26 protein-coding genes are annotated in these 26100 nt (G+C 74.2%); 12 read left to right on the top strand and 14 right to left on the bottom strand.

Going from position 1 to position 26100, the window contains the following annotated elements; translation table 11 throughout:
* Positions 1-57: 57 nt before the first annotated feature.
* From GXB85_RS12835 to GXB85_RS12825, 3 genes are all read right to left on the bottom strand, one after another.
* On the bottom strand, positions 58-1023 hold the full coding sequence (locus GXB85_RS12835) for a hypothetical protein (RefSeq protein WP_161918054.1): 966 nt from the start codon (positions 1021-1023) through the stop codon (positions 58-60).
* A gap of 315 nt (positions 1024-1338) precedes the next feature.
* Positions 1339-1893 (bottom strand): OsmC family protein, encoded by a 555-nt coding sequence (locus tag GXB85_RS12830; protein ID WP_161918053.1) that lies wholly within the window; start codon positions 1891-1893, stop codon positions 1339-1341.
* Between the two features lie 327 nt (positions 1894-2220).
* Positions 2221-3600 (bottom strand): FAD-binding oxidoreductase, encoded by a 1380-nt coding sequence (locus GXB85_RS12825; protein WP_161918052.1) that lies wholly within the window; start codon positions 3598-3600, stop codon positions 2221-2223.
* 271 nt (positions 3601-3871) lie between these two features.
* Here GXB85_RS12825 and GXB85_RS12820 point away from each other — a divergent pair, with 271 nt between their 5' ends.
* A complete protein-coding gene (locus GXB85_RS12820; protein ID WP_161918051.1) occupies positions 3872-5368 on the top strand; it encodes a CoA-acylating methylmalonate-semialdehyde dehydrogenase in 1497 nt (498 codons plus the stop codon).
* A 41-nt stretch (positions 5369-5409) separates the two neighbouring features.
* On the opposite strand, the gene GXB85_RS12815 is transcribed toward GXB85_RS12820, so the two are convergent.
* Both GXB85_RS12815 and GXB85_RS12810 read right to left on the bottom strand, forming a co-directional pair.
* On the bottom strand, positions 5410-6129 hold the full coding sequence (locus GXB85_RS12815; RefSeq protein ID WP_237728240.1) for a PadR family transcriptional regulator: 720 nt from the start codon (positions 6127-6129) through the stop codon (positions 5410-5412).
* A gap of 204 nt (positions 6130-6333) precedes the next feature.
* A complete protein-coding gene (locus tag GXB85_RS12810; protein WP_161918050.1) occupies positions 6334-7551 on the bottom strand; it encodes a cation:proton antiporter in 1218 nt (405 codons plus the stop codon).
* A gap of 180 nt (positions 7552-7731) precedes the next feature.
* Between GXB85_RS12810 and GXB85_RS12805 the strand changes: the two genes are divergently transcribed.
* The gene (locus GXB85_RS12805) at positions 7732-8388 is read left to right on the top strand and encodes a hypothetical protein (RefSeq protein WP_161918049.1); all 657 of its coding nucleotides are present in this window, start codon (positions 7732-7734) and stop codon (positions 8386-8388) included.
* Positions 8389-8553: 165 nt separating this feature from the next.
* On the opposite strand, the gene GXB85_RS12800 is transcribed toward GXB85_RS12805, so the two are convergent.
* Positions 8554-10524: a DUF4914 family protein gene (locus GXB85_RS12800; protein ID WP_161918048.1), complete on the bottom strand. Its 1971-nt coding sequence runs from the start codon at positions 10522-10524 to the stop codon at positions 8554-8556.
* A gap of 361 nt (positions 10525-10885) precedes the next feature.
* Positions 10886-11323, bottom strand: a complete 438-nt coding sequence (locus tag GXB85_RS12795; RefSeq protein ID WP_161918047.1) for a nitroreductase family deazaflavin-dependent oxidoreductase — start codon at positions 11321-11323, stop codon at positions 10886-10888.
* A gap of 114 nt (positions 11324-11437) precedes the next feature.
* On the opposite strand from GXB85_RS12795, the gene GXB85_RS12790 reads away from it, so the two are divergent.
* The gene (locus tag GXB85_RS12790; protein ID WP_161918046.1) at positions 11438-12298 is read left to right on the top strand and encodes a tetratricopeptide repeat protein; all 861 of its coding nucleotides are present in this window, start codon (positions 11438-11440) and stop codon (positions 12296-12298) included.
* Between the two features lie 10 nt (positions 12299-12308).
* Positions 12309-12695, top strand: a complete 387-nt coding sequence (locus GXB85_RS12785; RefSeq protein ID WP_161918045.1) for a YciI family protein — start codon at positions 12309-12311, stop codon at positions 12693-12695.
* Between the two features lie 9 nt (positions 12696-12704).
* Here the strand turns inward: GXB85_RS12785 and GXB85_RS12780 are convergent, their stop codons facing one another.
* A complete protein-coding gene (locus tag GXB85_RS12780; protein WP_161918044.1) occupies positions 12705-13325 on the bottom strand; it encodes an L-threonylcarbamoyladenylate synthase in 621 nt (206 codons plus the stop codon).
* Positions 13326-13362: 37 nt separating this feature from the next.
* Here GXB85_RS12780 and GXB85_RS12775 point away from each other — a divergent pair, with 37 nt between their 5' ends.
* Positions 13363-13848, top strand: a complete 486-nt coding sequence (locus tag GXB85_RS12775) for a DUF2809 domain-containing protein (protein WP_161918043.1) — start codon at positions 13363-13365, stop codon at positions 13846-13848.
* Here the strand turns inward: GXB85_RS12775 and GXB85_RS12770 are convergent.
* The 3 genes from GXB85_RS12770 to GXB85_RS12760 form a co-directional block, all read right to left on the bottom strand.
* Positions 13814-14437 carry a bifunctional 2-polyprenyl-6-hydroxyphenol methylase/3-demethylubiquinol 3-O-methyltransferase UbiG gene (locus tag GXB85_RS12770; RefSeq protein ID WP_161918042.1) on the bottom strand — a complete coding sequence of 208 codons (624 nt, stop codon included), beginning with the start codon at positions 14435-14437 and terminating at the stop codon, positions 13814-13816. The genes GXB85_RS12775 and GXB85_RS12770 overlap by 35 nt on opposite strands.
* Positions 14438-14656: 219 nt before the next feature.
* A complete protein-coding gene (locus tag GXB85_RS12765; protein ID WP_370524223.1) occupies positions 14657-15370 on the bottom strand; it encodes a flavodoxin family protein in 714 nt (237 codons plus the stop codon).
* A 63-nt stretch (positions 15371-15433) separates the two neighbouring features.
* Complete coding sequence (locus GXB85_RS12760; RefSeq protein ID WP_161918040.1) at positions 15434-16414, bottom strand: ABC transporter ATP-binding protein; 981 nt, start codon at positions 16412-16414, stop codon at positions 15434-15436.
* 2 nt (positions 16415-16416) lie between these two features.
* On the opposite strand from GXB85_RS12760, the gene GXB85_RS12755 reads away from it, so the two are divergent.
* The 3 genes from GXB85_RS12755 to GXB85_RS12745 all read left to right on the top strand — a co-directional run bounded on the left by GXB85_RS12755 (position 16417) and on the right by GXB85_RS12745 (position 19081).
* On the top strand, positions 16417-17103 hold the full coding sequence (locus GXB85_RS12755) for an ABC transporter permease (RefSeq protein WP_161918039.1): 687 nt from the start codon (positions 16417-16419) through the stop codon (positions 17101-17103).
* Positions 17100-17879 carry an ABC transporter permease gene (locus GXB85_RS12750; protein ID WP_161918038.1) on the top strand — a complete coding sequence of 260 codons (780 nt, stop codon included), beginning with the start codon at positions 17100-17102 and terminating at the stop codon, positions 17877-17879. Before GXB85_RS12755 ends, GXB85_RS12750 begins: the two co-directional genes overlap by 4 nt.
* Positions 17880-18076: 197 nt before the next feature.
* The gene (locus GXB85_RS12745) at positions 18077-19081 is read left to right on the top strand and encodes a glycine betaine ABC transporter substrate-binding protein (RefSeq protein WP_161918037.1); all 1005 of its coding nucleotides are present in this window, start codon (positions 18077-18079) and stop codon (positions 19079-19081) included.
* A 39-nt stretch (positions 19082-19120) separates the two neighbouring features.
* Here GXB85_RS12745 and GXB85_RS12740 read toward each other — a convergent pair whose 3' ends face one another.
* Positions 19121-19939, bottom strand: coding sequence for a siderophore-interacting protein (locus GXB85_RS12740; RefSeq protein WP_161918036.1), 819 nt, complete (start codon positions 19937-19939; stop codon positions 19121-19123).
* A gap of 34 nt (positions 19940-19973) precedes the next feature.
* Complete coding sequence (locus tag GXB85_RS12735; protein ID WP_161918035.1) at positions 19974-20822, bottom strand: siderophore-interacting protein; 849 nt, start codon at positions 20820-20822, stop codon at positions 19974-19976.
* A 139-nt stretch (positions 20823-20961) separates the two neighbouring features.
* Between GXB85_RS12735 and GXB85_RS12730 the strand changes: the two genes are divergently transcribed.
* Genes GXB85_RS12730 through GXB85_RS12715 form a run of 4 tightly spaced genes read left to right on the top strand, consistent with a single transcriptional unit; the run spans position 20962 to position 24889 of the window.
* Positions 20962-21945: a siderophore ABC transporter substrate-binding protein gene (locus GXB85_RS12730; protein WP_370524222.1), complete on the top strand. Its 984-nt coding sequence runs from the start codon at positions 20962-20964 to the stop codon at positions 21943-21945.
* Positions 21946-21991: 46 nt separating this feature from the next.
* Positions 21992-23026: an ABC transporter permease gene (locus GXB85_RS12725; protein WP_161918034.1), complete on the top strand. Its 1035-nt coding sequence runs from the start codon at positions 21992-21994 to the stop codon at positions 23024-23026.
* On the top strand, positions 23019-24134 hold the full coding sequence (locus GXB85_RS12720; RefSeq protein ID WP_237728239.1) for an iron chelate uptake ABC transporter family permease subunit: 1116 nt from the start codon (positions 23019-23021) through the stop codon (positions 24132-24134). Before GXB85_RS12725 ends, GXB85_RS12720 begins: the two co-directional genes overlap by 8 nt.
* Positions 24131-24889, top strand: a complete 759-nt coding sequence (locus GXB85_RS12715) for an ABC transporter ATP-binding protein (RefSeq protein WP_161918033.1) — start codon at positions 24131-24133, stop codon at positions 24887-24889. Before GXB85_RS12720 ends, GXB85_RS12715 begins: the two co-directional genes overlap by 4 nt.
* 90 nt (positions 24890-24979) lie before the next feature.
* Here the strand turns inward: GXB85_RS12715 and GXB85_RS12710 are convergent, their stop codons facing one another.
* Positions 24980-25924 carry a type IV toxin-antitoxin system AbiEi family antitoxin domain-containing protein gene (locus GXB85_RS12710; protein ID WP_161918032.1) on the bottom strand — a complete coding sequence of 315 codons (945 nt, stop codon included), beginning with the start codon at positions 25922-25924 and terminating at the stop codon, positions 24980-24982.
* Between the last annotated feature and the right edge of the window lie 176 nt (positions 25925-26100).

The following is a 26100-nucleotide window of genomic DNA, read 5'->3' as shown; positions in this document are numbered from 1 at the left end:
TGAGCCGCGCGCGCAGATCCCGCGCTCGCGTCCTGACGTGCGCCCCGCCGCCGTTCCCTACCAGCAGCGGAGCTCGTCGACCGGCCCCTGGCGCAGGTCGGCCAGGCTCGCGACCACCGCAGCGAGGCCCGCCATCACGGCAGCCCCGCCCACGGCCGTCGTCGTGAGTTCCTCGAGCCCGACGGCGTTCTGCGCGTGCCACGTGAGCGCCGCGGTCGAGGCGGGCTTGAGGCCCCAGCCCCACGCGTCCTCCGACTCCGTCTGCGGGTCCCGGCGCGCGAAGGCCATGCGCAGCACGCCGGGCTCGGGCAGGGTCAGCACGCCGTCGGCCACGGCGGCGCCCACCAGGGCGTCCACCACGTAGGCGGGTTTGGGCTGCCGACGGCGCGAGAGGCCCGCGTCGGCAAGACCGTCGATCCACGCGCGGGCAGTCAGGTCGCGCAACGGCTCGTCCGCCGTGCCGCAACGCAGGGCGACGTCGTCGGCCCACGCCGCGGCTCGATCGGTGAGCGCGAAGGATGCGGGCGGAGAGGTCCGCGCGGCCTCGCGGTCGGCGATCGCGTTCAGCCGCGTGCCCTCGGTGGTCCAGGCGCCCGGGTCGCCGCCTGCGTCGTCAACGGCGTCGCGCCACATGCCGGTGCGTACGCGTGTCCCGGCGGCCTCGAGATCGGCGACCCACGCCGAGAGGAGCTCGGCGGTGCGGACCGGCAGCCGTCGCGCGCCGCGGTCCTCGACCTCGACCTCGACCCGGCACCCGCCCACGCCGTCGTTCGACGCCTCGGCCCGCACCACGGACGAGCGCCACAGGTCCTTGGGCTCGCGCAGCAGGTGGGACGGCGCGATCGCGAGGGCGGGGACGGTCGCCCGGACCACGAGGCCGTCGTCGGACACCGACGCCCGCCAGCGGCCGTGGCGTGCCGTCCGCGCGAGCTGTTCGATCGCCGCAGCGCCCTGGGCGGCCGGTTCGACGGCGATGGTCGGGCGCTCGATGCCGTCCCACCCGGGCACACGCAGATCAGCCACGGCAGGCACCCTGTCACACCTCGAGGTGTGACGTATGTCTCTTGCTCCGCCGGGTGCGGAATCTGACGGAGTGACGCAAGATGTCTCGATATCAAGAGACCGCGCCCGTCGATCGAGGAGGTTCGTATGAACGAGCAGCACAGCGAGACCGCCGTCGACGCCCGCGAGGCGGCCGGGACCATCCGCACCACGTCGGTGAGCAACCCGCGCCGCACCCGCATCTGATCCCGCGGGGCCCAGGCGCCCCGCACGACGACGCCCGCGACGCTCCGGTGGGGGAGCGCCGCGGGCGTCGTCGTCTGCGCCTGGGGCGGTTCAGGCCGTGGCGGTGCGGACCGTCGTGGTGACCGGTGTCTCGGCCGTGAACAGGTCGAGCACCGGGCAGTGCGCGTCGACGGCCGCGTGCAGCTCGGCGTAGCGCTCGGCCGTCTCCGGGCCGGTGAGCTGCACGTCGAGGCGGATCTCGCCGAAGCCCGGCCGCACGCCGTCGTCGAGCCCGAAGAAGCCGCGCACGTCGAGGTCGCCCACCGCCTCGATCTGCACGTCGTCGACCCGGATGCCCAGGCGCGTGGCCCAGAACCGGTACGTCACCACCTGGCAGCCGATGAGCGCGCCGAGTGCGTACTCGACCGGGTTGGTGGCGGAGTCGTCGCCACCGAGCGAGGCGGGCTCGTCGACGACGAACGCGTGCTGCCGGGTGCGGACGTCGGTGGCGACCGAGCCGGTCGCGGAGCCCGTCGCGGTGAACTGCACCGCCGCGCGCGTCGGGTCCTCGCCGACGGCGCTCGTGGTGGCGGAGATGATCGCGCCGAGGCGCTCCTCACGGTCGGCCGCGAGGGTGGTGCTGCTGCTGGTCGTGGTGGTGCTCATGGTGGTTGCTCCTGGGTGTCGAGTCGTCCTGGGGTCGCGCGCACGACGACGGCGCGCACCGACGGCGCGACGTGGGTCGGCCGTCGCGGAGCGGGCGCGGCCGTGGCTCGAGGGAGCACCTGCACGACGACGACGGCGCGCACGGCAGGGCCGGGCGGTCGGGATCGTGCGAGGGGACGGCGCGCGCCCTAGGGCATTCGACGCCGGAGCGAGACGCGGGCACGGGTGAGCGCGCTGCTCACCAGGCGTCCGCGGGTCATGGGGTGATCGAAGCAGCGCGACGTGCCCGGCAGAAGAGGCCGTCCGCCGGGCGAGACGACGCCGCGGTCAGCGCGCGGGCGGGATGTTCTGGTTGCGGCGGAAGAGGTTCGTCGGGTCCACCCGAGCCTTGAGCGCGGTGAGCCGGTCCCAGGTGGCGCCGGGGTAGGCCGCGCGCACGCGCTCGTGGCCCTCGTCGAAGAGGAAGTTCACATACACGCCGTCGTCGCCCTGCCTGAGCAGGTCGGCGGTGCCGGCCACCCAGTCGCTCGGCCCCTGGGCGTCCTCGCCGGGGCCAAGGATGGCCGCGACGTAGCCCATGAGCCTGCGGTCCCGGTGGGCGTACGCGGTGGCGTCGGCCGGGACGCGCGCGATCGCCCCGCCCAGCGGCCGCAGCTGCACGACGCGCATGCCGTCGGCGGCTTCGAGCCTCTCCATGATCGCGACCGCGAGATCGGCGTCCACCGCGTCGAGGAAGAGCGACGTCCCTCTCACGACCGGCCGGAACGCCGGGCCCTCCTCGGCGAACAGCTCGGCGTACGGACGCGGGGCGACGCCGTCGAGCAGCACCTCGCCGGCGGCGCGGAACGGCGCGACCGCAGCCTCGCCGTCGGCCGTGGAGCCGACGGCGCACAGCTCGCACATGATCACGAGCGTTCCGTGGTGCTCGGCCGGCACGCCGGGGATGGGCGGGCAGGGCATCACGTTGACGATGGGCGACAGCTCCTCGGGGGAGTTCTGGGCGGCGACCATCACGGCGGCGAGCGCCTCGGAGGTCGCGCGCAGCAGCAACATGCCGCCGACCACCTGCGAGATCGCCTCAAGCCGGAGCTGGAACCGGGTCACGACACCGAAGTTGCCGCCGCCACCCCGGATGCCCCAGAACAGCTCGGGCTCGTGGTCCGCGCTGACGCGCCGCACCTGACCGTCCGCCGTCACGACGTCGGCCGCGAGCAGGTTGTCGATCGTGAGCCCGTACCTGCGTGAGAGGAAGCCGACACCCCCGCCGAGCGTGATGCCTCCGATGCCGACCGTCGCGGTGTCGCCGAACCCGACCGCGAGGCCGTACGGGCTCAGTGCCTTTGTCACGTCGCCCGCGGTGAGGCCCGCATCTGCCCACACGGTGCGCGCGTCCGCGTCGACGTCGAGCGCCGTCATGTCTCGCAGGTCCAGCACCAGACCGTCGTTCACGGTGCCGTGCGCTGCGCCGCTGTGCCCGCCGCCGCGCACGGCGAGCGGCACCCCGTGCTCACGGGCGAACGAGACCACGGCCGCGACGTCGTCGTCGTGGACCGGACGCGCGATCGCTGCGGGACTGGGGTCCAGACCGCCCAGCGCGATCAGGCGGGCGTCGTCGTACTCGGGATCGCCCGGGATGAGCACGCGACCCGACAGTCGCGTGCGCAGGGTGTCGACGGGGAACCGTTCGGTGCCGGCGGGTGCGGACATGTGGGCTCCTGGTGTGAGCGGGGTCGCGATGCTTCCGCAGGGGTCTGACACGACCGACGGTGCGATCTCATCGGGTCCCGCGGTGAGCGAGGCGACGGTGCAGGTGCGAGCTCCCGTGCGGATGTGGTGGTTCAGGACGAGCCCACCCGCGCAGAGGTTCGCCTTCGAACCTTTGGGCGCAGTGGTGCTGGGCGGGGGTTCCGGTGGGTGGGGCGGGTGCTGGATGCTGGACGGGTCGACGACGGTGTCGGCGCCTGCGGACGGAGGGGCGATGACCTACAGCGTCGAGCACTGGATCGACGGTGGCCCCACGCCCGGAGGCGGCCCGCCGAACCCCGTCGTCGACCCCGCGACGGGCGCGCAGGTGGGCACCGTCGCGACCGCCGACGCCGCCGTCGTCGACCAGGCCGTGCGCGGTGCCGCCGAGGCCCAGCGCCCGTGGGCCGCGACCTCGCTCGCGCGTCGCACCGAGGTCATGTTCCGCATGCGCGAGCTCGTGGTGCAGCACACCGACGAGCTCGCCCGCGTGATCTCGCGCGAGCACGGCAAGACGATCGCCGACGCCGTGGGCGAGGTGGGCCGCGGCCGCGAGACCCTCGACTTCGTGTGCGGCATCTCGGCCGCGAGCAAGGGCGAGTTCACCGCCGACGCCTCGACCGGCGTGGACGTGCACAGCCTGCGCCAGCCGCTCGGCGTGGTCGCGGGCATCACGCCGTTCAACTTCCCGGCCATGGTCCCGTTCTGGATGCACCCCGTGGCGATCGCGACCGGCAACGCGTTCGTGCTCAAGCCGTCCGAGCGCGACCCGTCCGCCTCGAACCTCGTCGCGCGGCTGTACCAGCAGGCGGGCCTGCCCGACGGCGTCTTCCAGGTGGTGCACGGCGGTGCGGAGGCCGTGGACGCGCTCCTCACCCACGCGGGCGTCGCCGCGGTCTCGTTCGTCGGCTCGACCCCGGTCGCGCGCCACGTGCACCGCACCGCGACCGAGCACGGCAAGCGCGTCCAGGCCCTCGGCGGGGCCAACAACCATGCCGTCGTGCTGCCCGACGCCGACGTCGAGCACGCCGCGAAGCAGCTCACCGCCGCGGCGTTCGGTTCCGCGGGCGAGCGCTGCATGGCCGTGCCCGTCGCGGTCGCCGTCGGGCCCGTGGCCGAACCCCTGGTCGCGGCCCTCAAGGCGCGCGCCTCGGCCCTCGTCGTCGGCCCCGGCGACACCGCGGGGACGGACATGGGCCCGCTCATCACCGCGGGCGCCCGGCAGCGCGTGATCGACCACGTGACCGCCGCGGTGGGCGCGGGTGCCGACGCCGTCGTCGACGGCCGCGAGCTGGTGGTCGCCGGCCACGAGCAGGGGTACTTCGTGGGCCCGACGGTGCTCGATCACGTCACCACCGACATGAGCGCGTACTGCGACGAGGTGTTCGGCCCGCTGCTCGCCGTGGTGCGCGTCGAGACGTTCGACGACGCGCTCGCGCTGGTCAACGCGTCGCCGTTCGGCAACGGCGCGGCGATCTTCACGTCCTCCGGCGCCGCGGCCCGCCGCTTCGCGCACGAGGTCACCGCGGGCATGGTCGGCGTCAACGTGCCCATCCCCGTGCCCGTCGCCTACTACTCGTTCGGCGGCTGGAAGGACTCGCTGTTCGGCGACCACCACGCCCACGGCCCCGAGGCCGTCCGCTTCTACACGCGCGCCAAGGTCGTGACCACGCGCTGGCCGGGCAGCGCCGAGGCGGCGGCGAGCCTCAGCTTCCCGAGCACCACGGGCTGAGCCGTCGGGCGGGAGGCGAGCACCTCCCGCCCGACGGCGTCTCAGGCCTCCGGGGCGTCGTCCTCGGCGAGCAGGCGGTAGAGCGCCTTGCGCGCGGAGGTGAGCGCCTCGACCGCGGCGGCCTGCTGGGCCGGCGTGCCCACCCGCGCCACCTGCATCGCGGCGTCCTTCACCGCGAGCACCTCGGTGCGCAAGGCGTGGACCGACGTGTCGCCGGCGCCCGCCGTCCAGGGCGTGCCCAGCCGCTCGCGGTGCTCGGCGACGTACGCGACGCCGTCGGGCGTGAGCGACGCGGTGCGTCGGCCCTCGACGGGCTCGACGGTCACGAGCCCCTCGTCCGCGAGCGCCTGGAGGGTCGGGTAGACGGACCCGGGGCTGGGTGTCCAGGTGCCCTGGCTGCGCTCGCCGATCTCCTGGATCAGCTCGTAGCCGTGGCGCGGCTGCTCGTCGAGCAGCAGCAGGATCGCGGCGCGGACGTCGCCGCGGGCGCGCCCCCGGCCACCCCTGCCGCGGCCGCGCGGGCCACCAGGTCCGAACGGCGGGCCGCCGAAGCCAGGCCCGAACGGGGGGCCACCGAACGGCGGTCCCTCGAAGGGGGCGCCGTCGGGGCCGTCGTCCTCGCGGCCGCGACCGCGCCCGCCCCAACCGGGGCCGTGGCCACGCCGTCCGCGGTGCCCGCGCATGCCGCGCTCGTCGTCGCCCTCGAGCCGGAAGCGGCGCTCGCCGCGAACCGACCCGGGGCCGAAGTCATGGTTCCTCATGATGATCTCCTGTCGTTGATGCACTCACGATATATCGCCAACGCATCGCCGACAAGACCCTGGTCCTCCCCCCACCCCCTCAAGGCGCCGAGGTCGCCGCTCCGCGCCGAGATCGCCGGGCGCGAGCGACGACCTCGGCGCCAGGTGGCGACCTCGGGGGACTGGGGGTGGGGCAGGGGCGGGAGCGCCGGGGGCGGAGCGGGGTCAGGGAAGGCGGGCGTAGGCGCGGCGAGCCGGGCTACCCGTGAGGCCGAACACGACCACGCTCGCGGCGATCAGCAGGGTGCCGACGGCGTCCAGGGTCGGGTCGGTGAGGCCCTCGTGCCGTGCGTGCGCGAGATAGAACACGGCGCTCACGCCCATCGGCCCGAACCAGCCCGCGAACACGGCGTCGCGCGGCCGCAGCCCGAGCGGCCGCGCCAGCAGCAGCACCAGCGGAAGCCGTCGCAGCAGCAGCACCCCGACGACGACGGCGATCGCGGCCGGCCCCAGCGCGGCCCAGCCCGACCACGGCACCGTGGCGCCGAGCACCACGAACAGCGGCAGCACCGCGTAGCGGTTGATCGCCTCGTCCACGCGGTCCTGGGTCGAGCGCTCCTCGTCGGCCGCTCTGCCGCCGCGCTCGAGCACCGCGTTGTAGGCGAGGCCCGCGATGAACACGGCGAGCACGCCGCCGGTGTGGGCCACGCGCGCGATCCCGAGAGTCCCGAGGGCGAGCAGCAGGGTCAGCACGAGCTCGGGCCCGGCCTCGAGCGCACGGTCCACCGTGGCGCGGCGCGTGGCCCGTGCGGTGAGGACGCCGAGCGCGAGGCCGATCGCCGTGCCGCCGAGCACCTCCCACGTCACGCGTCCGAGCGCGTCGCCGAGCCCGCTCCCCGGCAGCGCGGCGGCGACAGCGACACCCACGAGCGCGAGGGCGAGCCCGTCATTGGCCCCGCTCTCGACGGTCAGCATGCGGCGCACGCGTCCGGGCAGGTCACGCTCGGCGGGTTCCCCCGTCACGACCGAGGCCGCGAGCACCGGGTCGGTGGGCGACATGCACGCGCCGACCACCGCCGCGAGGGCCAGGGGGAGCCCGAGCAGCAGCGTCAGCGCGCCCGTCACGACGGCGGCGAGGGGCATCGCGACGGCGAGCAGGATCGCGACGGGGCGCACCACGTCGCGCAGGTCGCGAGCGCGGAAGCGGAGCGCGGCCGCCATCACGGAGGCCGCCAGGAGGAGGCGCGAGCCCTCGAGCAGCACCACGTCGCGCGCCTCGGGGCTCACGACGAACCAGCCGAGGGCCGCGGGCCCCAGCAGCACGCCGAGCACGAGGGCGACCAGCGGTTCGCTCACCGGGGCCTCGCGCAGCCGCCGGCTCACGAGCGCGAGCGCCACGGCCGACCCACCCAGCACCGCGTACAGCACATGGAGCTCGGGCATCCCCCGACGCTAGGCCGCACACTCGCCCCCCGCATCCGCGCTCGCGCTTCCCCCGCCCTCGCCCGCCCCCTCCCGCGCCGGTGCCGGTGGCGGTGCCGCCGGTGGCGGGCCGGGTCGGGCGGGAGGGTGGGAGCGCGGGCGGTCGGGTGAGAGGGTGGAGGCCCCCTGCCGAGGAGAGCCGTGGAACGTCGTCAGACCGTGCGGTGGCGCGCCGCCGCGCTCGCGCTGCTCGTGCTCGCCATCGGCGTCGCTGTCGGCGCGCTCGTGGGCGCGTGGGCGGCGTCCCTCGTCGAGCCCGTGCCGTTCACCGAGCCCGAGGCCGACGACGAGTGGACCGGCCTGCTCTTCACGCTCGCCCTGCTCGAGCTGCCCGAGACGCCCGCGCTCGTCGGTGGGGTGGTCGGCGTGCTGGTGGGCGGCGCCACGTGGGCGGTGGGCCTGCTCGGGGTCGCGCGCAGGCTGCTCCCGCGCCGGCGGACCGGCGCTCCGGTGCTGGCCGCGCTCGCGACGGCATGGGGCGGCTCGGCCGTCGTCCTGCTCGTGTGGGGTGCGGCGCGCGGTGCAGAAGCCCCGCCCTCCCTCGCCGCCGTGACCGCCGTCGTCGGCGTGCTGACCCTGGCCGGGTGCGCCGTCTTCGGGCAGGTCGCGGCCCGCGTCGCGGCGGGACCGGCCGAGCGGGTCGCGAGCCTCGAGGTCATCGACGGCTGGCTCACCCGCGAGCCCGCGCACCCCGTGCCCGACGGCGACGCGGCGCCCGCGCCGACGGCGTCCGCGCACCGCGGCCCCGGCGGCCCCGACGCCCCGCCCGTGGAACCGCACGACCACCCCCACGCCTGAGGCCCCACCTGCGGGTCCTGCCCGCCGCCTGGCTGAGATCGCACTCCTGCATCGAGTTCGCACTGTGGGGCGTGCGAACTCGATGCGGGTGTGCGAACTCGCCGGCGGGGAGGGGCCGCGTGACGGGCGACGGCGACGACGGGCGCGAAGGGCGCGCGGGGCCGGTCAGGCCTGCATCGGGGTGAGCTCGGCGTAGCGGTCCACCGGCGCGTCGGCGAGGCAGGCCTCGATGATCGCGCGGCCCAGCGGGTCGAGCTCGGGCGTGAGGAACGGCGCGAGCTCGGCCTTGAAGAAGCCCGTGAGGATCGCGGCGCCCGCGTCGTAGGCCTCCTCGCCCACCTGCGACTGCTGGTCGGGCCGCAGGAACGTGGGCCGGATGAGCTGCCCGTCGATCTTCATCTCGCGCAGCGTGTACCCGAACAGCGGGCACCGCGACGGCACCAGGTGCTCGGGCCGGATGCGCCCGGCGCCGCGCCGGGCCAGGTACTCGCGCGTGAGCCACTCGGCCGCGAAACCCACGCGGTAGGCGCCCACGTGCTGGTTGGGCGTGAGCACGTACCGCACGCGCGGTGCGTCGACGATCTGCCGCAGCAGCAGGTTCGCGGCCGCGACGCGCGTGCCGGTCGAGAACGGCCAGAACGAGCCGACCCCCTCGGCCACCATGCCCCCGTGCGCCAGGACGGCGTCCGCCGAGCTCTCACCGATCGACGGGTTCTTGTCCCCGCGCGGCGCGATGAGCCGCCACAGCCAGGCCACCGACGGTGGCACCAGGTGCATCATGCCCATGATCCCGTAGCTCGGCGCCGTGCGCGTGCACGCCGGCATCCGCACGCCGAACGTCCGCACGTCCACCTGCTCGGGCTCGTCCACCACGTCGCGCACCAGACGGCGGGGCACGACGACGCGCGGGTTGGGGCACGGCTTGCCGGTCGAGTCGAGCGTGTGCTCCCACGGCAGCACGGTCGCGTCCGGCATGCCCTGGAGGTTGAAGAAGACCAGCGGCTCGGCGGGGTGGATGATCACGCGCTCGAGGTGCACGTCCTCCCCGTACTCGGTGAGGTTGTCGACGCGCACGAACCAGCCGTCCTCGGCGTCGGCCACCGTGAGCGTGCCGTCGCCGGCCTGGAGGTCGCGGTGGCACAGCGTCATGTCGTCCGTCACGGGCTCGAGGCGGCTGGTCTCGCCCAGCGTGATGACGTACGGCTCGTCGGTCACCACGTTGGTGCCGAGCAGGATCCGACCGTCCTCGCGCCGCCGGAGCTCCTGGCACATCTCGGACTTGCCGCCGCCCGAGGCGCCCTCGTGCATCACGACGGTCTCGTTCTCGTACGGCGTGGTGACGCGCACCGACGACGCGTGGGCGGTGAGCCAGCCCTCGTGCTCGCCGATGTCGAGCAGCACCGAGAACACGCCCTTCTTGGCGCTCGGCCCCGGGTACAGGTTGTAGGCGAACACCTCGTGCAGCGTCTCGGAGCGGTCGTGCACCACCACCTGCCGGCCCGCGAAGTGCGTGTGCCGGAACGGCGGTGCGACGTACAGGATCGACCGCGGCTCCCACGCGCCCACCTGGGTCTCGAGCTCGTCGAACGTCACCCAGCCCTGCAGGTCCACGAGCGCGAGCGCGAAGAACGCGGCGTTGAGCGGGCACACCGCGAGCGACGGCGAGCCGAGCCGCGGGCCCCCGGCGCGGAACGGCACCACCACCAGCTCCTGACCCGCGAGCCAGTCGAGCGTCTCGGCCTTGACGGGCGCGAAGTCGTGGCCGTAGACGTCGCGGTAGCGCGGCTTGTCGGTGGGCAGGGAGTCCGCGATCCGCATGCAGTCCGGGTCGCGCCGGCGCATGTAGTCCTCGGGGTAGTTGACCGCGATCCCGTTGCGGCAGCGCACCACGTCGGCCTCGACCACCGCGCGCCCACCCGCGTCGTAGACGACGTCGAACCGCGGGCCGCAGTCGGGTCCCAGGGCGAGCGCGTACAGCTCGGCACGGGTCGCGGGAACGACGACGCGCGGCGCTGCCTCGATCGCGGCCCGCACCGCTGGTGGGAGCAGCACGCCGTCGGGCACGCGCCCGACGGCGGTCCCGGCGTACGTGCTCTCGAGGGCGGCGGACAGGGCGGGGGCGACGGGACGGCTCATGCCGGACTCCTCGGTGGCAGGCGGTGAGGACTGCGAGCGACGCTGCTCTGCTGCCGCGCCCGAGGGGTCTCCTGCTGCCCGGCTTTACCCGGACGTTACGACTCGATGGGACGGTGCCGGTGGGACCTAGGGCCACTCTTCGCGAACGGGCTCGGGACGTGGGTCGAGGGTCCCGGAATCCCGGCCGGCCGGGCGCCGATGGTAGAGGTGACCTGCTGGAACGAACCCGAAGGCACCCCCGTGAACGACACGCTCACCCCCGACGTCATCCTCGACGAAGAGCTCGTCCACCCGTTCTGGGACTGACCTCTCCCCGTCCCCGCGTGCCCGCGTCGGCCGCCCGGCACGCCGTCGTCGTCGGTCAGTCGACCGGCGTGAGCACGAAGACCGGGATCAGCCGGTCGGTGCGCTCGGCGTACGCGGCGTAGTCGGGCCAGACCGCGACCGCGCGCTCCCACCAGACGGCGCGCTCGTCCCCGGTGACCTCGCGCGCCGTGTAGTCGCGCCGCACCGGACCGTCCTGGAGCTCGACCAGCGGGTTCGCGACGACGTTGTGGTACCAGACCGGGTGGGTCGGGGCGCCGCCCATCGACGCGACCACCGCGTACTCGCCGTCGTGCTCGACCCGCATGAGCGGGGTCTTGCGGAGCTTGCCGCTGCGCGCACCGAGCGTCGTCAGGATGATCACGGGCACGCCGCGCATCGTGGTGCCCTCGGTGCCGCCCGAGCTCTCGTAGAGCTCGGCCTGGCTGCGGGCCTGGTCGGACGGGCTGGGTGCGTACTCACCGGTCAGAGGCATGCCATCGCCAACCCCGGGCGCGGCACGCGCATTCCGGGCGTGCAGCAGGCGGTTCGTGACATCTCGGACGCCCGCACGGTTCCGCCGCGCGGGTCGAGGTGCCACCATCGGGGCGTGGAACCGCCCCTGACGGCGCAGGACGTGCGCGCGATGTGGGACGTCCACGACCCCGAGGGCACCGCTGCGAGGTTCGCGCAGGCGGCGGCCGACGACGCCCGGCCGCCGCGCCAACGCGCCGAGCTCGCGACCCAGCACGCGCGCGCCCTGGGTCTGCTGGGTCGTTTCGCCGAGGCGCACGCCGTGCTCGACCAGGTGGTCTCGAGCACCGGGCCCGACGACGTCGCACGCGTCCGGGTGCTGCTCGAGCGCGGGCGCCTGCACCGCTCGGCGGGCACGCCACGGCTCGCGATGCCCGTGCTGCGCGAGGCCGTGCGCGCGGCCGAGGGCGCCGGACTGACCGTGCTCGCGGTCGACGCGCTGCACATGCTCGCGCTCATCCACCCCGCGGGCGCGGAGAGCTGGACGGTGCGCGCGCTGAACCACGTGCGCGCGTCGGCGGACCCCGAGGTGCGGCGCTGGGCGGTCGCGCTGCACACCAACCTGGGCTGGGGACTGCACGACGAGGGCCGCCTCGCCGAGGCGTTCGCGCACTTCGAGGACGCGCACCGCGCCGCGCTGGACCGGCTGCACGCGCCGTCGGCCGTGCCGGGTGTGCCGGACGCGGACGCGGTCGAGACCGAGCAGGTGGCGCGCTGGGCGATCGGGCGGTGCCTGCGCTCGTTGGGCCGCACGTCGGAGGCCCTCGCGATGCAGCGACGCCTGCTGGTCGAGCGGCCCGACGACCCCTTCGTGCGCGAGGAGATCAAGGCCCTCGGCGAGAGTCCGGGCGCGCGCGTGACGGTCGAGGGCGAGGATGAGGATGTGCCGGACGCGCACGAGCGCGTGCCGGGCGGGCGAGTCGACGACGGCGGCTGAGGGGGAGACGATGCGCTACCTGCTGGTGCTGACCTACGGACGGATCCACGGCGTGCCGCCGGCCGACGAGTGGGAGGCCGACGACGTGCGCGCGCACGCCGCGTACCAGGAGGACCTCGCGGCCGAGCTGCGGGGTCGCGGCGAGCTCGTCGAGACCCAGGCGGTCGCGGGGCCCGACGGCGCGCTCGTGGTCACGGGCGACGGCGCGAATCCGCCGGTGCTGCGTGACGGTGCGCTGACCGAGCCCGCGCTCGCCGGGTACTGGTTGGTCGAGGTCGCGAGCGAGGACCGCGCGCTCGAGATCGCCGGGCGCGTGTCGGCCGCTCCCGGTCCGCGGGGTGAGGCCCTCCAGCAGCCGGTCGAGGTGCGCGCCGTCGTCGGGCCCCGGCCGCAGTAGGTCCGGGCGCTACTCGAAGCGGGACGGGTCGCCCGCGCCCACGCGGACCACCTCGGGGTAGCCCTCGGACCAGTCGACCACCGTGGTGGGCTCGGTGCCGCAGTCACCGGCGTCGATCACGACGTCGACCACGTGGTCGAGCTCCTCCTTGATGAGCCAGCCCTCGGTCATGGGCTCGTCGTGGTCCGGCAGCAGGAGCGTGCTCGAGAGCAAGGGCTCGCCCAGCTCGCGCACCAGCGCCTGCGCGACGCGGTGGTCGGGCAGGCGCACGCCCACGGTCTTCTTCTTCTCGTGCGCGAGCCGCCGCGGCACCTCCTTGGTGGCCGGCAGGATGAACGTGTACGGGCCCGGGGTCGCGGCCTTGATCGCGCGGAACGCCGCGTTGTCGAGGTGGACGAACTGGCCGAGCTGCGCGAAGTCCGCGCAGACGAGCGTGAAGTGGTGCCGGTGGTCCAGGTGCCGGATGCGGCGGATGCGCTCGACGGCGGTGTGGCTGTCGAGGCGTGCGCCCAGGGCGTAGCACGAGTCGGTGGGGTAGGCGATGAGCGCGTCGTCGCGCAGCATCGCCGCGACCTGCGCGATCGTGCGCGGCTGTGGGTCCTGCGGGTGCACGTCCAGGTAGCGCGCCATGGTCCGAGCCTAGGACCACGTCGCCTACCGTGCAGGGGTGCGTGTGCGGGCGGGGGACGGATCGCGCCCGACGGCGTGGCCGGGCGGCGGGGGTGCCGTGGTGGCCGGAGCGGGCGGTGGTGCCCGACGGCGGTCGCGCGTGCGCTGGGCGGGCGTGCTCGCCCTGGTGGTGGCGACGGGGCTGGTGACGGCGCTGCTCGGCGACGGCTGGTGGGCAGATGCGCTCGGGAGCGTGCTCTACACCGCGGCGGTCTTCGTGGGGCTCGTGCTGCTGCGCCCCGGCGCGCGCGGGTGGGTGCTGGCGACGCTCGCATGCGCAGTCGCGGCGGCCGTCGAGCTCGCCCAGCTCACGCCCGTGCCGGCCGCGCTCGCGGAGGCGTGGCCGCCCGTGCGGCTGCTGCTCGGCACGAGCTTCGACCCGCGTGACCTCGCCGCGTACGCCGTGGGCGCTGGCGTCGTCGGAGCGCTCGACGCGCTCGCGGCACGCGTCAGCGCCCGCCGCGCCCGCCCGTCGCACGGCTGAGCACCGCGACCACGAACTCGGACTCGCGGTCGAACGACCGCAGGTCCCACGTCGAGAACACCTGGTCCAGGCGCAGCCCGGCGCGCTCGACGTCGGCGAAGAAGTCGCCGAACGCGTAGCCGCGCCCCGCGCCGAAGCCCACCACGGCACGCCCGTCGGGCCGCAGGTGCGCGGCGAACCGGCGCAGCACCTCGACCTCGGTGCCGGCGGCGAGGAACGTCATCACGTTGCCCGCGCACACGATCAGGTCGAACGGCTCGTCGATGCCGCGCGCGGGGAGGTCGAGCTCGGCGAGGTCGCCCACGAGCCAGGTGGGCCCGGGGTGGTCCGCCTGCGCGGCCTCGATCAGCACCGGGTCGACGTCGACGCCCACCACGTGGTGCCCGCGGGCCGCGAGCTCGCCGCCGACACGACCGGGCCCGCACCCCGCGTCGAGGATGCGCGCCCCGCGGGGCACCATCGCGTCGACGGTGCGGGCCTCACCGGCGAGGTCGGCGCCGTCGGCCGCCATGCGCCGGAACCGCTCGACGTACCAGTGCGAGTGCTCGGGGTTCGCCTCGACCTTCTGCTGCCACCGCGAGATCGCCATCCCCCGACCGTAACCCCCTCCCGAGAGCCGCCCCACGCCCGCCCAAAGGTTCGAAGGCGAACCTCTGCGCGGGATGGGGCGTACTGAACGGCAACATCTGCGTAGGAGCTCGAACCTGGCGCGGGTCGCGTGTCGCCGGGCGGAGCCACCCGCATCCGGGCGAGGCCGACCGCGTCCGGGCGGAGCCCGCGTCTGGCCGTGCCCGACGTCGTCCTGGGGTCAGAGGGCGTCGCCGCGGGGGTGGTCGAAGCGCGCGCCGTCCTGCCACGCTGTCGTCGACGTGCCGTGCGCAGGGATCCCGTCGGACCGCTTGAGCAGCGCGGCCATGTGCATGAGGTTCCAGGTCATGAACGTGAGCGTCTGCTGGGTGAACGAGCTCTCGGGGCCGCCCGAGCCGTCGTCGGCGTAGGACGGGCCCGGGCCGATCTCGCCCACCCAGGCGGTGTCGGACTGCGGTGGGACGGTGAAGCCCAGGTGCTGCATCGAGTAGGTCAGGTTCATGCCCACGTGCTTGTACCCGTCCTCGTTGCCGGTGACGACCACGCCCGCGACCTTGCCGTAGTACAGGTACTGGCCACGGTCGTTCGTCTCGCTCGAGTGGGCGTAGAGCCGCTCGACGACGCGCGTGCACACGCTCGACTTCTCACCGAGCCAGATGGGTGAGCCGAGCACCACGATGTCGGCCGCGCGCACCTTGGCCATGAGCTGCGGCCACTCGTCACCGGGGAACTGGTCGGACATGTCCGGCTGGACGCCGGGCGCGATGTCGAGGTCCACCGCGCGCACCAGCTCCGTCGCGACGCCCTGGCGTCGCATGATCTCGATGCTGTCCGCCATGAGCGCCTCGGTGTTCGACGGCGCGGGCGACGGGGTGAGCGTGCAGCTGACGAACAGGGCACTCAGGTCGGAGTAGTCGTACGGGCGTTCGGTCACGGTGGCCTCCTCGGGGTCGACGGCCACGCAACCACGGCCGCCGTGGGCCCGCACCCGGACCGGTCAGGGGGTGGGGTCGGGTGGGTAGTCGATGCTCAGGATGCGGTGCCGGGTGACGAGGCCGACGACGGCGTCGCCGTCCGTCACGCGTGCGACGTCGGCGTTGGTGCGCAGCAGCACCGCGAGGGCCTCGTACAGGGACGTGCCCAGCGCGACCGCCGGGACGCCGTCGGGCACGGGCGCGACCGGGTCGAGCAGGTCCTCGGTCACGGGAGTCACGGACATGCGCCGGATGGCCCGGTCGCGGCCCACGAACTCGCGCACGAACGGCGAGGCCGGCTCGCCCAGCAGCTCGCGCGGGGTCGCGAGCTGCTCGAGCACACCGCCCTGGGAGAGCACCGCGATGCGGTCGCCGAGTCGCACGGCCTCGTCGAGATCGTGCGTGACCAGCACGATCGTGGTGCGCACGCCGTCCTGCAGGCGGAGGAACTCCTCCTGGAGGTTGCCGCGCGCGATCGGGTCGACGGCCGAGAACGGCTCGTCCATGAGCAGCACCACGGGCCGGGCCGCGAGGGCCCGCGCCACGCCGATCCGCTGGCGCTGACCGCCTGAGAGCTCGCTCGGGTACCGACGCCCGTAGGTGGCCGGGTCCAGGCCGACGAGCTCGAGCACCTCGGCCGCGCGCTCACGCACGTCGGCCTTCGACCAGCCGAGCAACCGCGGCACCGTGCCGACGTTGGTCAGCACGTCCTGGTGCGGGAACAGCCCCACGTTCTGGATCACGTAGCCGATCCGACGCCGCAGGGTCACCGGATCCACGGACGTGACGTCCTCGTCGCCCAGCAGCACGCGCCCGGCGGTGGGCTCGATCAGCCGGTTCATCATCCGCAGCACGGTCGACTTGCCGCAGCCCGACGGCCCGATGAGCACCACGACCTCACCCGCAGGCACGTGCAGGTCGAGGCCCGTGACCGCGACCGTCCCGTCCGGGTACTCCTTGCGCACTCCCTCGAGAGTGATCGGTGCCGCCGCTGTAGCGTCCATGCATGCGCTCCCTGCTCCTGGCCGCCGACCCCGGCAATCCCTGGGTCGACCTCGGCTACGTGCAGGACAACTCCACCACGGTGCTGTCGGCGCTGCGCGAGCACGCCGAGCTGACCGGCCAGGCCGTGCTGGTCGCCGCGCTCGTCGCCGTGCCGCTGGCCGTCCTGGCCTTCTGGTTCCGGTCGCTGACGGGCCCGATTCTGGCACTGACCGGCGTGCTCTACACGATCCCGTCGCTCGCGCTGTTCGCGTTCGTGGCGCCCTACCTCGGGACGGGGACCCGCACCGTCGTCGTCGGACTCGTGCTCTACGCGCTGCTGCTGATCGTGCGGAACACCGTGGCCGGGCTCGCCCAGGTGCCCGACGACGTGCGCGACGCCGCGGCCGGGATGGGGTACAGCCGGTGGGGCAGGCTGCTGCGCATCGAGCTGCCCCTGGCCCTGCCCGGCATCCTCACGGGGCTGCGGCTCGCGACCGTCTCGACCGTCGCGCTGGTCACCGTCGGGGTGCTGGTGGGGCACGGCGGCCTGGGCCAGCTGATCCTCGGCGGCTTCCGCAACAACTTCTACCGCGCGGAGATCCTCACCGGGACCGTGCTGTGCGTGGTCCTCGCGCTCGTGCTCGACCTCGCGTGGGTGGCGGTCGGGCGCGCGCTGACGCCGTGGACCCGGCGGGGGGTGCCGGCATGAGCGCGGGGCTGGTCGTGGCGGGGCCGACGGCGGTGGGTGCCGCGGTGCGCCCGTCGCCCGTGGAGCAGGCGGTCGTGTGGCTCAACGACCCGCTGAACTGGACCAACCCGGGCGGGGTGGTCGACCGGCTGACCGAGCACCTGACCATCTCGGCGCTCGCGGTGCTGCTGGGGTGCGCGGTGGCGTGGCCGCTCGGGCTGTGGCTCGGGCACGTGCGTCGCGGCGGTGGGCTCGTGGTGGTCCTGTCCAACGTGACGCTCGCGATCCCGGTCATCGCGATGCTCACGATCCTGCCGTTGACCTTCCTCGGGTTCGGGCAGGCGCCCGTGGTGGTCGCGCTCGCGGTGTTCGCGGTGCCGCCGCTGCTCGCGACCGCGCACACCGGCGTGCGCCAGGCTGATGCCGAGGCGCGCGACGCCGCCCGCGGGCTGGGGCTCTCGGGTGCCCAGGTGCTCTGGCGCGTCGAGCTGCCGCTCGCGGTGCCGTACCTCGCGGCGGGCTTCCGGACGGCGGCGGTGCAGGTGGTCGCGACGGCCGCGCTCGCGTCGTTCGTCAACGGCGGCGGGCTCGGGCAGATCATCAGCGCGGGCTTCGGGCTGGGTATGGCCGTGGGCGGCGGGCAGATCCTCGCGGGCGGCGTGCTGGTCGCGGTGCTCGCGCTGCTGGTCGAGGGTGTGCTCGCCGTGGTCGAGCGCGCGGTGACACCCCGCCCGCTGCGCAAGCCGTCGCGCTGGGCGGCGGTGCTGCGGCGCCCGACGGCGACCGGTCGCGCCTGAGCAGCACGACCTGTCCGTCCCCGCGGGGGCTCGCCGTCACGACGACGCCGCGCCCACCGAGGTGTCGGATAGGTCACGATCCGGCCGCTGGCCGCGCCGGTGTCGGAGGTGGCTCGTAGCGTGATCCTCGGTGGGCGAGCGGCCCGCCGGACACGCGGCGCCGGGACCACGGCGCCGGGACACAGAAGGCGAGAACCGTGCGCACCACACGTCGGCCGTCGGTGACGGCAGCAGCAGTCCTGGGCCTGGGCCTCGTGCTCGCGGCCTGCGGCCAGGAGGGGTCCTCGGGCACCAAGGCCGCACCCGAGGCGACGTCGGGCAGCGAGGGCTGCGCGCCCGTCGCCGGGGAGCAGCTCGTCGTCCTCGAGGACGACAAGATGCTCCAGAACACCGACAACGTGATCCCGGCGGTCAACGCCGAGGTCGCGACCCCCGAGCTGATGGCGGCGCTCAACGCCGTCTCCGCGGCGCTCGACACCGAGCAGCTGATCGAGCTCAACCGTGCGGTCGACGTCGAGCGGGAGACCCCGCTCGTCGCTGCGCAGACCTACGCGGAGGAGGTCGGGCTGACCGAGGGCCTCGAGGCCGGTGACGGCGGTTCGATCGTGATCGGCGCCGCCAACTTCTCCGAGAACCAGACCCTCGCGGAGCTGTACCGCATCGCGCTCGAGGGCGCCGGCTACACCGTGACGGTCCAGACCATCGGCAACCGTGAGCTCTACGAGCCCGCGCTCGAGGCTGGTGACATCCAGGTGGTCCCCGAGTACGCGGCGACCATGGCCGACTTCCTCAACGGCAAGGTCAACGGACCCGAGGCGGAGCCGGTCTCGTCCTCGGACCTCGAGGAGACCGTCGCCGCGCTCGAGGACCTGGGTGAGCAGGTGGGCCTCGTCTTCGGCGAGGCCTCGCCGGCGCAGGACCAGAACGCCTTCGCCGTGACCCAGGAGTTCGCGGACACCTACGGCGTCTCGACGCTCACCGAGCTGGCCGAGAAGTGCTCGGGCGAGGCGACCGTGCTCGGCGGCCCGCCCGAGTGCCCGGAGCGACCCAAGTGCCAGGCCGGTCTGGAGGAGGTCTACGACTTCCGCGCCGGCTCGTTCAGCTCGCTCGACGCCGGCGGCCCGCAGACCAAGACGGCGCTGACGGACGGCACCATCAGCGTGGGCCTCGTCTTCTCGTCGGACGCGGCGCTCGGCGGCTGACCCTCAGGACGCACCTGCGGGGCCCGGGGTGCCGACGCGTCAGGCGTCGGCGCCCTGGGCCTCCGGTGACTTGTGGTCGAAGTTCGCGGTGCCGCGGCGCCAGTAGCCCGTCATCGAGCACGACGCGCGATCGATCCCACGGTCGGTGACGACCTTGCGCACGGCCTGCACGGCTCGCGCCTCGGCGCCGGCCCACACCCAGCCGGGGGCCGCGGTGTCGAGGTCGAGCGCAGCGACCGCATCGGCCAGCAGCGTCGTGGAGCCGGCAGCGGCGCCGTCGCGGTGGAGCCACGTGACCGGGAGGCCGCCGGGCAGGGGGACCTGGGCCGCGGCGTCGTCGACCTCGGCGAGAGCCAGTACGCGGGCCTCGGCCGGGAGACGCTCGAGCCAGTTCGTCAGGGCCGGCAGGCCCGTCTCGTCCGCGACGAGCAGGTACCAGGCGCGGTCCATCGGTGGGAGCTTCGACGTCTTCGGTCCGTACACGCCGAGCGTGTGCCCGGGCTCGGCCGCGGCCGCCCACCTGCCGGCGGGGCCGTGGGCGTGGGTCGCCATGTCGAGCACGAGCGCCCCCGCCGCCGGGTCCCACGTGCGCACGGTGTAGTCGCGGCACACGTAGCGCGGGTCCTGGCGGTTGGTGAACCGGCCGTCCGTGAGCTCGGGGAGCTGGGGTACGCCGCCCGGTTCGGCGGGGAAGAAGACCTTCGCGTGGTCGCTCGGCCCGAAGCACTCGAACCCGTCGAGATCGGGCCCCTCGAGCTCGACGCGACGCATCGCGCTGCTCAGCGTCGTGACGGTGCGGACGGTCAGGTGACGCAGGCGCGCGTCGAGCGCGATCCGCTGCGTGGGGCTGGTGCTCATCGGGCCCATCCTCCCCCGCGCTGCCCCGCAGCGCTCAGGCGTCGGGTGCGTGGTGGTCGAAGTTCGCCGTTCCGCGCCGCCAGTAGCCCGTCATCGCGAACGACGTACGGTCGTGGCCGTCGGCGGTGAGCAGCTCGCGGATCGCGCGGACGGACGACGTCTCGGCCGCCGCCCAGCTCCAGCGCCGCGCGGGCGGGACGTCGCGTAGGCCCTCGTGCGCCGTGCGTACCGCGTCGACCAGCAGCGTCGTCGTGCCCGGCTCGGCGCCATCGCGGTAGACCCACGTCACGTCGACGCGCGCGAGCGCGGGCAGGTCCACGTGGTGCTCGGGTGAGTCGACCTCGACGACGGCGTGCACCCGCGCCGACGCAGGCAGGCGGTCGAGCCAGTTGAGCAGCGCCGGGAGGCCCGTCTCGTCGGCAGCCAGCAGGTAGTGGGTGCGGTCGAGGGGCGGGAGCATCGAGCCGCGCGGGCCGAGCACCCCGAGTGAGAGTCCCGGCTGTGCGGCTGCCGTCCAGCGCCCCGCGGGGCCGTGCCCGTGCACCACCATGTCGAGCGTCAGCCGCTCGCCGTCGAACGTGCGCACCGTGTAGTCGCGGTACGTGAAGCGCGGGTCCCCGTGGTCGAGCCACCGGCCGTCGCTCACGGTCGGCAGGTGCAGCACGCCGTCGTCGGCGGGGAAGAAGACCTTCACGTGGTCGGCGGGTCCGTGGGACGCGAAGCCGAGCAGGTCCGGGCCGGTGAGGTGCACGCGGCGCAGGGAAGGGCTGAGGTCCTCGACGGCCTCGACCACCAGCTCGCGTGCGACGAGGGAGAGGGGCACCCGCCGCACCACGTCGTCCGTCCCGGGTCGCGTGCGGGTGCGCGTGGCGTCGACGGTCATCTGCTCTCTCCGGGGTTGTCGGTCGCGGCGTGGCCACGGGCGGCGTGCGGTGGGACGGGCCTTGCGAACCTCGTCGTTGCTTAGGCTAACCTAACTCGCGCCAAGCAAGATGAGGCTCACCTAACTTCGAGGAGTACCCGTGCTCACCCATCGTTCCGTCGCCCGGCGCAGTGCCGCCGCCGTCGTCGTCGCAGGTCTCGGCCTCGCCCTGACCGCGTGCGCGAGCACCGCCGAGCCGGGCGCTGAGGTCGACGAGTCGCCCGCCGAGGTCGAGGAGGGGCCGAGCGAGATCACGGTGACGCACGCGCAGGGCGAGACCACCGTGCCGGTCAACCCGGAGACGGTGCTGACCTTCGACCTCGCGACGGTCGACACGCTCGACCAGCTGGGCATCGAGGTGGACGGGCTGCCCAAGTCGAACCTCCCCGGCGACCTCGAGCGCTTCGCGACCGACGACGTGCTGGACATCGGCACCCTGTTCGAGCCCGACTACGAGGCCGTGGCTGCGGCCGCGCCCGACCTGATCATCGTCGCGGGACGCTCGTCCGAGGCACTGCCCGAGCTCGACAAGATCGCCCCGACGATCGACCTGTCGAACGACTGGGCGGACTTCCGCGGCAGCATCGAGGAGAACTCGCGCACCCTCGGCGAGATCTTCGACCGCGAGGACGAGGTCGAGGAGCTCATCGGTGACCTCGACACGAAGATCGAGGAGACCAAGGCGCTCGCGGCCGACGCCGGCAACGGCCTCATCGTCCTGACCAGCGGCGGCGAGGTGACCGCCTACGGCCCGGGGTCCCGCTTCGGGTTCCTGCACGACGAGCTGGGCCTGACCCCGGCGGTCGAGGACGTCGAGGCCGCGACCCACGGCGAGGCGATCAGCTTCGAGTTCCTCGCCGAGACCAACCCTGACTGGATGTTCGTCGTCGACCGCGACGCCGCCACGGGTGAGGCGGGCGCCGCGGCCGCGCAGGTGCTCGACAACGAGCTCGTGCACGGCACGACGGCGTGGAGCGAGGACCAGGTCGTCTACGTCGACTCGGTCGACTGGTACATCGTCAACGGTGGCCTCGGCACGCTCGGCCGCATCACCGACGAGGTCGCGGCGGCCCTCGCCCCGTGACGACCTCCCCGCACGCGAGCCGTCGGCCCCGGCTCGACCAGGCCCGATGACGGCGATCCTCACCGCCGCCCGACGGCCGGACGACAGCGCCCCGGTGGGTCCGCGGACCCGCCGGGCGCTGTTCGTCGTGCTCGTCGTCGTCGTGCTCGCGCTCTCGGCGGTGAGCCTCGTGGTCGGCGTGAGCGACGTGACCCCCGCGAGCGTGCTGCGCGCGCTGCTCGGCGCCGCGGACCGCGAGGCCACCGTGGTGCTGGTCTCCCGCGTCCCGCGCACCGTCGCGATCCTGCTGGCGGGGGCCGGCATGGCCGTCGCCGGGATGATCATGCAGATGCTCGCGCGCAACCGGTTCGTGGAGCCGTCGACCGCGGGCACCGTCGAGTTCGCGGTGCTCGGGATCCTCGTCGCGACGCTCGCGGTTCCCGGTGCGCCGCTCATGGTCAAGATGGCGGCCTCGGTGGTGTTCGCCCTCGCCGGGACGGCGCTCTTCCTGCGGATCCTGCGCGCGGTGCCGCTGCGCTCGGTGCTCGTGGTGCCGCTCGTGGGGCTCATGCTCGGCGGGGTGGTGAGCTCGGTCGCGACGTTCCTCGCGTACCGCAACGACCTGCTCCAGTCGCTCGTCGCATGGACCACGGGCGACTTCTCGGGCGTGCTGCGCGGCCGGTACGAGCTGCTGTGGGTGGTCGCGGGGCTCACGCTCGTGGCCTACCTCGCGGCCGACAGGTTCACCCTCGCCGGCATGGGCGAGGACTTCACCACCAACCTCGGCCTCAACCACCGGGCCGTCCTCAACCTGGGGCTGACGATCGTCGCGCTGGTGAGCTCGGTCGTCGTCGTGACCGTCGGCGTGATCCCGTTCCTGGGCCTCGTCGTGCCCAACGTCGTCTCGATCCTCCTGGGTGACAACGTGCGCCGCACGGCCCCGTGGGTCGCCGTCGGCGGTGCGGGACTCGTCCTCGTCTGCGACCTGATCGGCCGCGTGGTGCGCTACCCCTACGAGGTGCCCGTGGGCGTCGTCGTCGGCGTGGTCGGCAGCGTCCTGTTCCTCTTCCTCCTGCTGCGCAAGGGGGCCCGCGTTGCGTGACCCGGTCCGCGTGCACCTGGACGAGCAGGACGGCGACGCGCCTCCCGGCGCTCTGCCGGACGGCGGCGTGCGCGCGACGGTCGCGAGGGGCCAGGCCCCGCCCTCGCCTGGGACGCCGTCGGGCGACTCGCCCGTCGCCTCGACGCGACCCGCCTGGGCGCTCGCGGGGATCTGGGGCCTCGTGCTCGTGGCCGCCGTGGCGTTCATGACGGTGGGCGCGAACGGCGCCTGGGACTTCGTGCTGCCGTTCCGCGGCACCAAGCTCGCGGCGCTCGCGCTCGTCGCCTACGCGGTCGCCGTCTCGACCGTGCTGTTCCAGACCGTGACTGACAACCGCATCCTCACGCCGTCGATCATGGGCTTCGACACCCTCTACGTGCTGCTGCAGACGGTCCTGGCGTTCACGCTCGGCTCGGCCACGGTCGCCGGGCTCGACCACCGGCTGCGGTTCGCGGTGCAGGTGGTGCTGCTGGTCGCGTTCGCGGGCCTGCTGTTCCGGTGGCTGTTCACGGGCGCTCGGCGCAGCCTGCACCTGCTGCTGCTCGTGGGGCTCATCCTGGGCGTGCTGTTCCGCTCGCTGGCGTCGTTCATGCAGCGGCTCATCGACCCCAACGAGTTCGCGGTGCTCCAGGGCTCCTTCTTCGCGAGCTTCAACGGGGTGGACCCGGCGTTGCTCGGCGTCGCGACCGTGCTCGTGGCGGGTGCGTCGGTGCTCGCCTGGCGGCTGCGGAGCACCTTCGACGTGCTGCTGCTCGGCCGGCCCACCGCGACCATGCTCGGCGTCGACCACCGCCGCGTGGTGACCCTCGTGCTCGTCGTCGTGGCCGTGCTCGTCGCGGTGTCGACCGCCCTGGTGGGACCCGTGACGTTCTTCGGCCTGCTGGTCGCCCACCTCGCCTACCTGCTCGCGGGCTCGCACCGGCACCGGTACGTGCTCCCGGCCGCCGTCGGCGTCGCCGTCCTGTGCCTCGTGGGTGGCCAGACCGTGCTCGAGCGCGTGCTCGGCTACGACACGACGCTGAGCGTGGTGATCGAGCTGCTCGGCGGCCTGACCTTCCTGACCCTGCTGCTGCGAGACGCCCGTCGGGCGAGTGGAGGTGCCCGATGATCGACGTCGCCGGCGCGACCAAGGTGTACGGCGAGCTGCGCGTGGTCGACGACGTCGACCTGCAGCTCCCGCGCGGGGGGATCACCTCCGTGATCGGGCCCAACGGCGCGGGCAAGTCGACCCTGCTGTCGATGATGAGCCGGCTGCTGCCCATGGACGGCGGCACCGTGACGCTCGAGGGCCACGACGTGCACCGCGCGCCGGGTGACCTGCTCGCGCGCCGGCTCGCGACGCTGCGGCAGGACAACCACGTCACCGCGCGGCTCACGGTGCACGACCTCGTGACCTTCGGGCGCTACCCGTGGTCCAAGGGCCGGCCCACGGTCGAGGACGCCGAGCACGTGCGTCGCGCGCTCGAGTTCCTCGACCTCGAGCCGTTCGCGGGGCGGTTCCTCGACGAGCTCTCGGGTGGGCAGCGGCAGCGCGCGTTCGTCGCGATGGTGCTCTGCCAGGACACCGACTACGTGCTGCTCGACGAGCCGCTCAACAACCTCGACCTGCGCCACGCCGCCCAGATGATGCGCCTGCTGCGCCGCGCGGCGGACGAGCTGGGCAAGACGATCGTCCTCGTGCTGCACGACATCAACTTCGCGGCGCGCTGGTCCGACCACGTGGTCGCGATGCGCGACGGCCGCGTGGTCCACCAGGGCACGCCGCGGCAGATCATCGAGCCCACGGTGCTGCGCGACGTCTACGGCACCGAGATCGCCGTCCACCTGCTCGACGGCTCCCCCGTCGCCGTCTACTTCGGCTGACCCGCGCGCACACGCGGCGCGCCTGGGCCGGTGGCGCGAGCTGGTGGGGCTTCCCGCCGATCGCGCGGGGATCCTCACCCGATCGCACGGTCAGAGGGTGCGGCCGACGGCACAGGTGGGGGAGCACGCGCGCGGTCGTCCGCGCCAACCCCGTGAGCGCAGCGCGGCGCCGACCTGCGCCGCTGTCGTGCAGGGTGAGCGACGCACGTGCGACCAGCGGTAGCGGAGCGTGAGGTCACCGCGCTCGATCAGGACGGCGTTGTCCCGCCAGGTGTCGCGGTCGGTGCGACCTGCCGGGTGGGCCAGTGCGCCATCGAGCTCGACACGCACTCCCAGGCCGTCGTAGACCGCATCGGCCCTGATCCAGTGACCGTCGACGAGCTCCCGCCGCTGCCGGGTGGATCGGGGCAGGCCGTGTCGCCGCTCCACGTCACGGTGGTACCGACGTTCGAGCGGGGACTCCGCTCCGTCGTCCACAGCTGCCAGGACCTCGAGCAGCAGGGGGCGCCCTGGCAGTCGGGAGCGCCTGGACATCGCGGCCAGCAGGGTCTCCGGCCGCAGGCCCGCCCGGACGCCGCGGGTCACCAGCCCCACGGCGTCGTCGTCAGACCTGGCCGATGCGACGAGGTCCAGGACGGTCGTCGGCAGCGAGGTGACTGAGAGCCCGTTCAGGACGGCGACCTCGAGCTCGGTCCGCCGCCGGATGCGCACCTGGGACGTCGCGGTGACCTGGCGCGGCCGCCGGACGCTCACCTCGACCAGCCGCGGGGGGCGGTCGACGAGACCGTGGACGTACGCGGCCGAGCCGTGGCTGAGTGCGGCACCCGCTCCGGCGTAGAGCAGAGCCGCGACGGCGCGGACCCGCCACGTGAGCGGGCCGTTGTGCGTGACCATGACGCCGCGGTGCAACCGACGCCACTCACCCCGCCGGACCAGACGCTCGAAGCGGTCCGCCGACATCCCCGCCCGCAGGCACTGGGCCGTGGTCACCACGCCGTGCTGTCGATCTGCGACGGGGATGCGGATGCGTGGCACAGCGCGACGATGGCTCGCTCGTCCGGCCGGGGCGCAGGGGGCCCGCGGTACCTGTGGACCCGGCGCACGCCCTGACCCGGTGGATCATCGACGCGACCGTCCCGACCCCCCGCCTGAGCGCTCCGCCATGTCCGGGTGGGCTTCGCGCCTGATCGGGTGACCTTCGCCGCGCGATG

This window comes from Cellulomonas sp. APG4, assembly GCF_009996735.1.
Classification (GTDB): domain Bacteria; phylum Actinomycetota; class Actinomycetes; order Actinomycetales; family Cellulomonadaceae; genus Actinotalea.
This window is presented reverse-complemented; position numbering and strand designations above follow the sequence as displayed.